We start from the raw sequence: 11,043 nt of genomic DNA, 5'->3' as shown, positions 1-11,043 counted from the left end.
GGCGACGGGCCGTCGATGGGCTCAGATCAGTTGCCCGTGAGCTTCTCGCGGAGCGCGGCCAGCGCCTCGTCCGAAGCCAGCGTGCCGCCGACCTCCTCGACCGGAGCCGAGGAGTAGGTGGTGTTGCCGCCGCCACTTGCCGGGGCAGCGGCCGGGGCGTCGGCCGGCGCCTCGGTGTCCGCGGCGATCGCCTCGGCGACCTGCTTGCGGTGCGCGGTCCAGCGCTCGTGCGCCTTGGCGTACTCCGCCTCCCACGCCTCGCGCTGGGTCTCGAAGCCCTCGAGCCACTCGTTGGTCTCCGGGTCGAAGCCGTCCGGGTACTTGTAGTTCCCGGCGTCGTCGTACTCGGCGGCCATGCCGTACAGCGCGGGGTCGAAGTCCTCGGACTCCGGGTCCACACCCTCGTTGGCCTGCTTGAGCGACAGCGAGATCCGGCGGCGCTCCAGGTCGATGTCGATGACCTTGACGAACACCTCGGCACCGACGGTGACGACCTGCTCAGGCAGCTCGACGTGGCGCACGGCCAGCTCCGAGATGTGGACGAGGCCCTCGATGCCGTCCTCGACGCGCACGAACGCACCGAACGGGACGAGCTTGGTGACCTTACCCGGCACGACCTGACCGATGGCGTGCGTACGGGCGAAGGTCTGCCACGGGTCCTCCTGCGTCGCCTTCAGCGACAGGGAGACACGCTCGCGGTCGAAGTCGACGTCGAGCACCTCGACGGTGACCTCCTGGCCGACCTCGACGACCTCGGACGGGTGGTCGATGTGCTTCCAGGACAGCTCGGAGACGTGCACGAGACCGTCGACGCCGCCGAGGTCCACGAACGCACCGAAGTTGACGATCGAGGAGACGACACCCGGGCGCACCTGGCCCTTCTGCAGCGTCTGCAGGAAGGTGGAGCGAACCTCGGACTGCGTCTGCTCGAGCCAGGCACGGCGCGAGAGCACGACGTTGTTCCGGTTCTTGTCGAGCTCGATGATCTTGGCCTCGATCTCCTTGCCGACGTACGGCTGGAGGTCGCGGACCCGACGCATCTCCACGAGGGAGGCGGGGAGGAAGCCGCGCAGGCCGATGTCGAGGATGAGGCCGCCCTTGACGACCTCGATGACGGTGCCGGTGACGACGCCGTCCTCTTCCTTGATCTTCTCGATCGTGCCCCAGGCGCGCTCGTACTGTGCGCGCTTCTTGGACAGGATCAGACGGCCTTCCTTGTCCTCCTTCTGGAGGACCAGGGCCTCGACGGCGTCACCGACGGCGACAACCTCGCCAGGGTCGACGTCGTGCTTGATCGAGAGCTCCCGGGACGGGATGACACCCTCGGTCTTGTAGCCGATGTCGAGAAGGACCTCGTCGCGGTCCACCTTGACGATCGTGCCTTCGACGATGTCACCATCGTTGAAGTACTTGATGGTGGCGTCGATGGCAGCAAGGAAGTCCTCCTCGGTGCCGATGTCATTGACGGCAACCTGGGGTGCGGACTTCGCAGGGGTGGAGATGGTCATTGAGTTCGATGCTCCGATGCGGACATGGCGTAGTACGGACAAGGTCTGTTTGAGCTCTGCTTGTGCTCTGCTCGTGTGGTGCCGATGGTCGCCAAAAGGCGCACGGCACCGCCAGTCATCCTAGTGGCGTCGCAGCGCCCTGGTCAACGTGAGCCAGGGCGGTGCGAACCTCAGGATACCGGGCGGGACCACCGGGTGCCGAGCGCTGCCCGGCAGGGGGAGCAGGTTCAGAGCGCGAGCTCCAGGTCCTTGCCAGGGATCGCGTCGAGCAGCGCCCGCGTGTACGCGGTGCTGGGCGAGTCGAAGACCGAGTCGACGGTCCCCTCCTCCACGACACGGCCCTCCTGCATCACCAGCACGCGGTCGGCGATCTGCCGCACGACGGCGAGGTCGTGCGTGATGAAGAGGTAGGTGAGGCCCAGGTCCTCCTGCAGGCCGGCGAGCAGCTGCAGGATCTGCGCCTGCACCACGACGTCGAGCGCCGAGACCGCCTCGTCGCACACCACGAGCTCCGGCGACAGCGCGAGAGCACGGGCTATCGCCACCCGCTGCCGCTGACCACCGGACAGCTCGGAGGGGAACCGCTGCAGCTGGCCCTTGCTGAGCGCCACCTGGTCGGCGAGCTCCTCCACGCGGGCGCGGCGGGCCGCCGCGTCCCCGTAGTCGTGCGCGCGCAGCGGCTCCTCGATCGCCCGGTACACCGAGTACAGCGGGTCGAGCGACGAGTACGGGTCCTGGAACACGGGCTGGACCCGCCGCCGGTAGGCGATCTGGTCCCGGTGGTTGCCCGCGCCGACGAGGGCGCCGTCGAACGTGATCGAACCGGAGGTGGGCTTCTCGATGTCGAGGATCATCCGCGCCAGCGTCGACTTGCCCGAGCCCGACTCCCCCACCACGGCCACGGTCGAGCCGCGCGGGATCTCGAGGCTCACGCTGTCCACCGCCGTGAAGTCCTTGCTCCGGGACAGGAGGCCGCGACCACGGATGGAGAAGACCTTGCTCGCCTCCTTGACGGACACCAGCACGTCGGGCTCCTCGGAGCCGTCGGCGACCGCCTCCTCGCCGTGGGCCAGCAGGGAGCTGTCCAGCACCTCGTCGAGGCCGCGCTCCCGCGCGATCTCGATACGGCGCGAGGCGAGCGACGGCGCCGCCGCCATGAGGCGCTTGGTGTACTCGTGCTGCGGGGCCGTGAGCACCTGCCGGGCCGGGCCCTGCTCGACGATGTCACCGCGGTACATGACCACGACGGTGTCGGCACGCTCGGCCGCGAGGCCGAGGTCGTGCGTGATGAGCAGCACGGCGGTACCCAGGTCCTGGGTCAGCGCGGTGAGCTGGTCGAGGATGCCGCGCTGCACGGTCACGTCGAGGGCCGACGTCGGCTCGTCCGCCACCAGCAGCGCAGGGCGACCCGACAGGCCCATGGCGATGAGCGCCCGCTGGCGCATGCCGCCGGAGAACTCGTGCGGGTACTGGGCGGCCCGCTGCCGGGCGTCGGGCAGGCCGACCTCGTCGAGCAGCTCGACCGTGCGGGTCCGAGCGTCCCGCCGGGTGCGCAGGCCGTTGTCGATCAGGCCTGCGTCGATCTGCCGGCCGATCTGCATGATCGGGTCGAGGTTGGTCATCGGGTCCTGCGGCACGAGACCCAGCTCCGTGCCGCGCAGCTGCGCCATGCGCTGCGCGGACACCTTGCCGAGGTCCTCGTCCTTGAACCAGATGTGGCCGTCGGCCACCGACCCGTTGCTCGCCAGCAGGCCGAGCACCGCCATGGCCAGGGTCGTCTTGCCCGAACCGGACTCGCCGACGATCGCCACGGTCTGGCCCCGTCGGACGGTCAGGCTCGCGTTCGCCACGGCACGTGCGGCGCCGTGCTCGGTGCGGAAGTCGACGCACAGGTCCTCGACGCGCAGCACGACGTCGTCGGCCGGTGCTCCGCTGGTGGCCTCGGCTGTCTTCTTGTCAGGGGATTCGCTCATCGTCGGGTCCTGTTCCGGGGGTCAAGGGCCTCACGCAGGCTCTCGCCAACGAGGGTGAAGCCGAGCGCCGTCACGGCGATGCAGATACCGGGCAGGATCGCCAGCCGCGGCGCGACCGCGAGCTCCTGCTGCGCGGCCGTCAGCATGCGGCCCCACTCGGCGGTGGACGGCTCGCCGCCACCCAGGCCGAGGAAGGAGAGCGCAGCGGCCTCGATCACGGCGGTGGCCAGGCTCAGCGTGGCCTGCACGATGACCGGGCCCACGCTGTTCGGCAGCACGTGGCTCATGGTCACCGACCTGCGCGTCAGCCCGAGGGCCGACGCGGCGAGCACGTAGTCCTGGCCCTTCTGGGCCAGCATCGAGCCACGCAGCAGCCGCGCGAAGATCGGTATCTGCACCACACCGATGGCGACGATCACCGCCATCGACGACTGACCGGCGATCGCCGCGATCGACACGGCGAGGAGCAGCGACGGCACGGACAGCATGAGGTCCACCAGGCGCATGATCGCGAAGTCGACCCACTTGCCGAACCAGCCGGCCAGCAGGCCGAGCAGCAGGCCGCCGGTCAGGCCGAACAGCGTGGACAGGACACCCACGAGCAGCGACGCGCGGGCACCCCAGATCAGCTTGCTCAGCACGTCGCCGCCGTAACGGTCCAGGCCCAGCGGGTACTCGGCCGACGGGCCGGGGATCATCGTGGGGCGCACCTCGTCGCGGCCGGGCAGCTCCGTCCCGCCGTACGGGGCCAACCACGGGGCGAAGATCGCCACGAGCACGAACACGGCGACGATCACGCCGCCGATGATGGCGACGGGATTCTTGCGCAGGGTGCGCCACGCGCGTCCCCAGACGCCCTCACCACCATGGTCCTGACCGGCCGGCCCGTCACCATGGATGCTCGTGTGGAGCGGCGCCACCGCGGCGCCGTCGGTCACAGGAAGCTCGTTGGCACTCACTGCTGCCTCCTCAGCCGCGGGTCGATCAGCCCGTACGACACGTCGACTATCAAGTTCACGAGGGCATACACCACGGCGATCAACAGGATGAAGCCCTGCATCACCGGGTAGTCGGCGCTGAACACCGAATCAGCGAGGAAGCTGCCGATGCCGCTGAACGCGAACACCGTCTCGGTGAGGACCGCGCCGCTGAGCAGCAGTCCCACCTGGAGGCCGATCGTGGTGACGACCGGGAGCATCGCGTTCTTCAGGATGTGCTCGTTGCGCAGCCGGCCGGGCCTGATCCCCTTGGCGCGGGCAGTGCGCACGTAGTCGGCGTTCTGCACCTCGGACACGGCTGCCCGGGTCATGCGGGCGACGATCGCCAGCGGGATGGTGCCGAGCGCGACGCCAGGCAGGACCAGGTGCATCAGGGCGTCCCATGCCGCGTCCCACTCGGCGGTGAGCAGGCCGTCCAGGACATAGAAGTTGGTGGGGTGGGTGGCGACCATCGTGGCGCTCTGCCGCCCCGTCGTCGGGAACCAGCCCAGCTCGACGGCGAACAGGTACTTGAGGATGAACGCCAGGAAGAACACCGGCACCGTGACGCCGATCAGCGAGACCACGACGGCGGAGTGGTCGACGATCGACCCGGACCTGCGCGCCGCGACGTACCCGAGCGGGATGCCGATGCCGATGGCGAAGATCAGGGCCACCAGCGTGAGCTCGATGGTGGCGGGGAACCGGGTCAGGAACTCGTCCAGCACCGGGCGCCCGCTCTGCAGCGAAGTACCGAAGTCGCCTTGGACGAGCTGGAGCAGGTACTTGCCGTACTGGACCGGCAGCGGCTGGTCCAGACCCATCTGGGCCTCGATCTCCGCCGCGGCCTCGGGGGTGTACCGCTCACCCAGCATGGCCTGCACCGGCCCGCCGGGCAGGGCGCGCACCCAGCCGAACAGCAAGATCGAAAGCCCCAGCAAGAGGGGTATCAAGAGCAGCAGTCGCTGCACAATCAGTCTGAGCATCGTTCCTCGACAGACATGCGATTCATCGGTCACTCCGGCGGCCGGGCTCGTGGCCCGCCGTCAAGGACTCCGGACAGCGGTCGGGGCGCGGCAGGCGCCGCGCCCCGACCTGAGGTATTTCACCCTAAGGCTTGGGGTCCCTAGGTGGTTCGGAGGGGAACCTTACTCGCCCCCGCCGAGAGTGATGACGTTGTACACCTCGTCCTGCACCGGGGAGATCGGGTAGCCCTCGACCTCCGGAGCGACGACGAGCGACGGCACGGGGCTCGCCAGCGGCACGCCCGGCAGGGCCTCCATGATCACCTCGTTGGCGTTCATGTAGGCGGCCTCCTGCTCCTCGAGGGGAGCGTTGCGGGCGTCCTTGATCGCCTGGAACACCTCCGGGTCGTCGAAGCCCCACTCGAGGGACTTCGCGCCGAAGAAGGTGCCGATGAAGTTGTAGGTGTCGTTGTAATCACCCGTCCAGCCCAGGAGGTGCAGGCCGTGCTTCTCGCCACCCTGGATGGTGTCGATGTAGGTCGGGCTCCACGGCTCCGGGGTCGCCTTGCTCGTGATCCCCACCTCTTCGAGGTCCGCGGAGATCGCCTCGAAGATCGCGGCGGCGTCCGGCATGTAGGGACGCGAGACCTCGGTGGGGTAGTTGAACTCGATCTCGAGGTTCTCCTGCCCGGCCTCCTTGAGGAGCGCCTTCGCCTTCTCCGGGTCGTACTCGTAGGTCTGCACGTTCTCGCTGAACCCGGTGACGATCTCCGGCACGAACTGCGTGGCGGGCTCGGTGCCCTCCGGCAGCGCGGCCTGGACCAGGCCGTCCTTGTCGATCGCGTGCGCGATCGCCTGGCGGACCTTGATGTCGTCCAGCGGCTCCTGCGCCTGGTTCATGCCCAGGTACAGGATGTTGAACGCATCGCGGTCGAGGATCGTGTAGTCGGCTTCCTTGAGCGCGTCGACGTCGGCGGGCGCGACCAGGTCGTAGCCGTCGATGTCACCGGCCTCGAGCGCCTGGCGACGCGCGGTGCCGTCGGCGATCACCGTGAACACGATGGTCTTGACGTCGGCGATCTCGCCCCAGTAGGTGTCGTTGGCGGTGAGGGTCACGCTCTCGCCGCTCTTCCACTCCTTGAACTCGTAGGGCCCGGTGCCGACCGGGTGCTCCTTGCCGTACTCGGTGAGCTTGGGGGCGTCGGACGTGCCCTCCACCTCGTCAGCACCGAACTCCTCCAGCGCCGTGGGCGACTGCATGGCGAACGACGGCAGCGAGAGCGCCGGGACCAGCTCAGGGATCGGCTCCTTCAGCGTGACGACGGCGGTCGCATCGTCGGACGCCTCGCAGGACTCGTACAGGCTGTCCTCGCCCGTACCGCCGAAGACGACCTTGTAGTAGTACGAGAGGTTCTCGTGCGCGGCAAGACCGGTCCAGTCGTGCCAGCGGTCGAAGTTGAAGCACACGGCCTCGGCGTTGAAGTCCGTGTCGTCGTGGAACTTCACGTCCTCCTTGAGGTGGAACGTGTACTCCAGACCGTCCTCGCTGACGTCCCAGCTCTCCGCGAGGAGCGGAGCGGGGTCCGCGGTGCCCGGCTCGACGCCGACAAGACCCTCGAAGATCTGGCGGGCGACCCGGAACGTCTCGCCGTCGCTGGCGAACGCGGGGTCGAGCGAGCTGGGCTCTGCCGATCCGGCGAACACGAACGTGCCGTCTCCGCCATTGCCCCCGCCCTCACCGCCTTCGGCGTCCCGCTCGCTGGCGACACAACCGCTCAGAGCCACTGCGAACGCAGTCACCAGGGTGACGCCGCCCGCAAGGCGCGTAGCGCGTCGACGCATGGCACTCTCCTTCCTCGAGCGCATCGGCGAGCCCGGGTTCGGACACGACGACACGCAGACGTTTGCGCCTGACCTTAGGAGCGTTCTCGTTGCCTGCGTATTTCGCTTCCCTGACCGGAATCTAATCGTGACCCTTTCGTTATCGCCACGGCTGTGGTATTTGGCGACGACCCATAGACGCGGTCGCATGAAGCCATAGAGAGCGGGCAGGCGCGATGATTGCCCCGTGAGCAACGACGAGCCCGTGTCCTTCGGCTACCGCGAGGTGGCCGACGACGGCCGCGCCGCCCGGACCTGGTGGGACGCGAACGCCGACGAGTACCTCGACGAGCACCGCGACTTCCTCGGCGACGCCGGGTTCCGCTGGGGCCCCGAGGGCCTGACCGAGGCGGAGGCCGGCCTGCTCGGCGAGGTCGCGGGGCGCGACGTGCTGGAGGTCGGCGCAGGGGCCGCGCACTGCTCGCGCTGGCTCACCGCACGGGGGGCGCGCGCGGTCGCCACCGACTACTCGGCGGGCATGCTCGCGGGGGCCGAGCGCCTCGACACCGCCACGGGCGTCGCCGTGCCGCGCGTGCAGGCGGACGCGCGGGCGCTCCCGTTCGCCGACGGTTCGTTCGACGTCGTGTTCACGTCGTTCGGCGCCCTGCCCTTCGTGCCCGACGCCGGCACGGTGCACCGCGAGGCGGCCCGGGTGCTGCGCCCCGGCGGGCGCTGGGTGTTCTCGGTGACCCACCCGTTGCGGTGGGCGTTCCCCGACGACCCGACCCGGCGCGGCCTGACGGCGTCCCGCTCGTACTTCGACCGCCGCCCCTACGTGGAGACCGACGCAGCGGGCCACGTCCGGTACGCGGAGTACCACCGCACGGTCGGCGACCATGTGCGCGACGTCGCGGCCGCCGGGCTGCGCCTCGTCGACCTGGTCGAACCCGAGTGGCCGGAGTGGAACGACCAGGTCTGGGGCGGGTGGGGCCCGGAACGCGGCCGCTACCTGCCGGGCACTGCGGTGTTTGTCACCGAGTCGCCGTGAGGGTCAGTGGCCCGCCTCGTGCCAGGTCGACCCCGTGCCCACCGAGACGTCCAGCGGCACGTTGAGCACGAACGCGGCGCCCATCTGGCTGCGCAGGACGTCCTCTGCGGCGGCCCGCTCCCCCGGCGCCACCTCGATCACGAGCTCGTCGTGCACCTGCAGCAGCAGGCGTGAGCTGAGGCCGCGGGTGTCGAGCTCGTGCTGAACCTTGAGCATCGCGAGCTTGATGATGTCCGCTGCGCTGCCCTGGATGGGCGCGTTGAGCGCCATGCGCTCCGCCATCTGCCGGCGCTGCCTGTTGTCGCTCGTCAGGTCGGGCAGGTAACGCCGCCGGCCGAGGATGGTGGCGGTGTACCCGGTGGCGCGCGCCTCCTCGACCACGCCGGACAGGTAGTCGCGCACGCCCCCGAACCGCTCGAAGTAGTCGTCCATCAGGGTCTGTGCCTCGCCCGTGGCGATGTTCAGCTGCTGCGACAGGCCGAACGCGCTCAGACCGTAGGCCAGGCCGTACGACATCGCCTTGATCTTGGACCGCATCTCGGGCGTCACGTCGGCGGGCGCCACCTCGAACACGCGTGAGCCCACGTACCGGTGCAGGTCCTCCCCCGAGTTGAAGGCCGCGATCAGACCCACGTCGCCCGACAGGTGCGCCATGATCCGCATCTCGATCTGGCTGTAGTCCGCGGTCAGCAGCGACTCGTACCCGGCACCGACCTGGAACGCCCGCCGGATCTGCCGGCCGGCCTCCGTGCGGATCGGGATGTTCTGCAGGTTCGGGTCCGTCGAGCTCAGGCGGCCGGTTGCGGCGATCGTCTGCTGGAACGTCGTGTGGATGCGGCCGTCGGGCGCGACCGACCTGAGCAGCCCTTCGACGGTGGTACGCAGCCGGGACACGTCGCGGTGCGCCAGCAGGTGGGCGAGGAACGGGTGCTCCGTCTTGACGAACAGGTCCTGCAGGCTCGCCGCGTCGGTCGTGTATCCGGTCTTGATCTTCTTGGTCTTCGGCATGCCCAGCTGGTCGAACAGCACCTCCTGGAGCTGCTTGGGGCTGCCGAGGTTCACCTCCCGGCCGATCACGGCGTACGCCTCGGCGGCGGCGTCCGCGACCCCCTCGGCGAACTGCCGCTCCAGGCCGGTCAGGTACTCCGTGTCGGCGGCGATACCGATGCGCTCCATCCGCGCCAGCACGCCCGACAGCGGCAGCTCGACGTCGTCAAGAAGGTGGGTCGCGCCGCGATCGGCGAGCTCGCCCTCCAGCGCCGTGGCGAGCTCGGCCACACCGTGGGCGCGCACGGCCTCCGCCTGACCTTCCGCCTCGCCCTCGAGCGAGAGGTCGAGAGCACCCTGGGCGCCGTCGGGCTCCGCTACCTTGAGCTCCCTGCCCAGGTGACGCATCGCGAGGTCGCCCAGATCGTAGCCCCGCTGGTCGGGGTAGCACAGGTACGCGGCGAGCTCGGTGTCGAACGTGACGCCCGCGAGGTCCATGTTCCGTGCGGCGAGCATGTGCGCAGCTGCCTTCGCACCGTGCAGGATCTTGGGCGCCACCGGGTCGGCCAGCCAGGCCGCGAGGGCCTTCTCGTCGTCGGCGCCCAGCTGGGTGAGGTCGAGGTAGGCGGCCTCCCCACCTGGTTCCGCCACGGCGACGGCCCAGGCGTCGCCGCCGCCGGCGACCGTCTTGCCTGCCACCTCGACGCCCACGCGCTCCGAGCGGGCGGCGAGCCAGGTGCCGAGGGCGCCCGGCGCGACGTCGGCCAGGTCGAGCTCGATTCCTGCTGCCACTGGGGTCTCCTCCACCGCGGCACCGGAGGGGTCGACGGCGAGGAGACGGTCGCGCAGCTGGCCGAACTGCAGGGTGTCGGAGACCAGGTGCACGGCCTCCCGGTCGAAGCCCTCGAGGGCGAGGTCGGCCACGCCGAGCGGCAGCTCGACGTCGGTCAGCAGCGCGTTCAGCTCCCGGTTGACCCGCACCTGGTCGAGGTGGGCACGCAGGCTCTCGCCGGCCTTGCCCTTGATCTCGTCGGCGGCGTCCAGGAGGGCGGCGAGGCCGCCGTGCGCGGTGATCCACTTGGCCGCGGTCTTGGGCCCGACGCCGGGCACGCCCGGCAGGTTGTCGCTGGTCTCGCCGACGAGTGCCGCGAGGTCCGGGTAGCGTTCCGGCGGCACGCCGTACTTCGCCTCGACGGCCGCGGGGTCCATGCGGGCCAGCTCGGACACGCCCTTCTTCGGGTACAGGACCGTGACGTCGCCGTTCACCAGCTGGAGCGTGTCGCGGTCGCCCGAGCACACCAGCACCTCCATGCCAGCGGCCTTTGCCTGCAGGGCGAGGGTCGCGAGGATGTCGTCCGCCTCGATGCCGGCCATCTCGATCGACGCGACGTTCAGGGTGTCCAGCACCTCCTTGATGAGCGGGACCTGGCCCTTGAACGCGTCCGGCGTGGCGAGGCGCGTGCCCTTGTACTCGGGGAAGCGCTCGGTACGGAAGGTGACCCGGCCCGCGTCGAACGCCACGGCCAGGTGCGTGGGCTGCTCGTCACGCAGCAGGTTCGTCAGCATCGACGTGAAGCCGTAGACGGCGTTGGTGATCTGTCCTGAGCTGGTCGCGAGGGTGTCGGGCAGCGCGTAGAACGCCCGATAGGCCATCGAGTGGCCATCGATCAGCAGGAGACGGGGGCGGCCTGATGAAGGCTTGTCCGGAGTACGGCTTGGCACGGTGGAGGTCACGCCTGACAACATAGCCCGCATGACTGACAC

At 69.6% G+C, this 11,043-nt stretch carries 7 protein-coding genes; 1 reads left to right on the top strand and 6 read right to left on the bottom strand.

The annotated features are described in order from the left end of the window. Positions 1-26 precede the first annotated feature (26 nt). The 5 genes from rpsA to ACFS27_RS14700 all read right to left on the bottom strand — a co-directional run bounded on the left by rpsA (position 27) and on the right by ACFS27_RS14700 (position 7,265). A complete protein-coding gene (rpsA, locus tag ACFS27_RS14720) occupies positions 27-1,508 on the bottom strand; it encodes a 30S ribosomal protein S1 (protein WP_377184253.1) in 1,482 nt (493 codons plus the stop codon). Positions 1,509-1,735: 227 nt separating this feature from the next. Continuing rightward, positions 1,736-3,481 carry a dipeptide ABC transporter ATP-binding protein gene (locus ACFS27_RS14715; RefSeq protein WP_377184251.1) on the bottom strand — a complete coding sequence of 582 codons (1,746 nt, stop codon included), beginning with the start codon at positions 3,479-3,481 and terminating at the stop codon, positions 1,736-1,738. Beyond that, positions 3,478-4,440, bottom strand: coding sequence for an ABC transporter permease (locus ACFS27_RS14710; protein WP_377184249.1), 963 nt, complete (start codon positions 4,438-4,440; stop codon positions 3,478-3,480). The genes ACFS27_RS14715 and ACFS27_RS14710 overlap by 4 nt, the downstream gene beginning before the upstream one ends. Then, positions 4,437-5,444, bottom strand: coding sequence for an ABC transporter permease (locus tag ACFS27_RS14705; RefSeq protein ID WP_377184247.1), 1,008 nt, complete (start codon positions 5,442-5,444; stop codon positions 4,437-4,439). The genes ACFS27_RS14710 and ACFS27_RS14705 overlap by 4 nt, the downstream gene beginning before the upstream one ends. A gap of 162 nt (positions 5,445-5,606) precedes the next feature. Then, entirely contained in the window at positions 5,607-7,265 is a 1,659-nt protein-coding gene (locus tag ACFS27_RS14700) for an ABC transporter substrate-binding protein (RefSeq protein WP_377184245.1), read from the bottom strand. Between the two features lie 226 nt (positions 7,266-7,491). Here ACFS27_RS14700 and ACFS27_RS14695 point away from each other — a divergent pair, with 226 nt between their 5' ends. Then, positions 7,492-8,292 (top strand): class I SAM-dependent methyltransferase, encoded by an 801-nt coding sequence (locus tag ACFS27_RS14695; RefSeq protein ID WP_377184243.1) that lies wholly within the window; start codon positions 7,492-7,494, stop codon positions 8,290-8,292. Between the two features lie 3 nt (positions 8,293-8,295). On the opposite strand, the gene polA is transcribed toward ACFS27_RS14695, so the two are convergent. Next, on the bottom strand, positions 8,296-11,025 hold the full coding sequence (gene polA, locus ACFS27_RS14690; protein ID WP_449302006.1) for a DNA polymerase I: 2,730 nt from the start codon (positions 11,023-11,025) through the stop codon (positions 8,296-8,298). Positions 11,026-11,043: the final 18 nt, after the last annotated feature.

Origin of the sequence: Promicromonospora vindobonensis, assembly GCF_042685865.1 — a bacterium.
Classification (GTDB): Bacteria; Actinomycetota; Actinomycetes; order Actinomycetales; family Cellulomonadaceae; genus Promicromonospora; species Promicromonospora vindobonensis.
The sequence above is the reverse complement of the archived record's forward strand: the minus strand, read 5'-3'. Positions and strand labels throughout refer to the sequence as shown.

Bases quoted from the DNA above. Each gene is read 5' to 3' on its own strand.
- polA (WP_449302006.1), bottom strand. From the start codon at position 11,025: ATGTTGTCAGGCGTGACCTCCACCGTGCCAAGCCGTACTCCGGACAAG.
- ACFS27_RS14705 (WP_377184247.1), bottom strand. From the start codon at position 5,444: ATGCTCAGACTGATTGTGCAGCGACTGCTGCTCTTGATACCCCTCTTG.
- rpsA (WP_377184253.1), bottom strand. From the start codon at position 1,508: ATGACCATCTCCACCCCTGCGAAGTCCGCACCCCAGGTTGCCGTCAAT.
- ACFS27_RS14715 (WP_377184251.1), bottom strand. From the start codon at position 3,481: ATGAGCGAATCCCCTGACAAGAAGACAGCCGAGGCCACCAGCGGAGCA.
- ACFS27_RS14700 (WP_377184245.1), bottom strand. From the start codon at position 7,265: ATGCGTCGACGCGCTACGCGCCTTGCGGGCGGCGTCACCCTGGTGACT.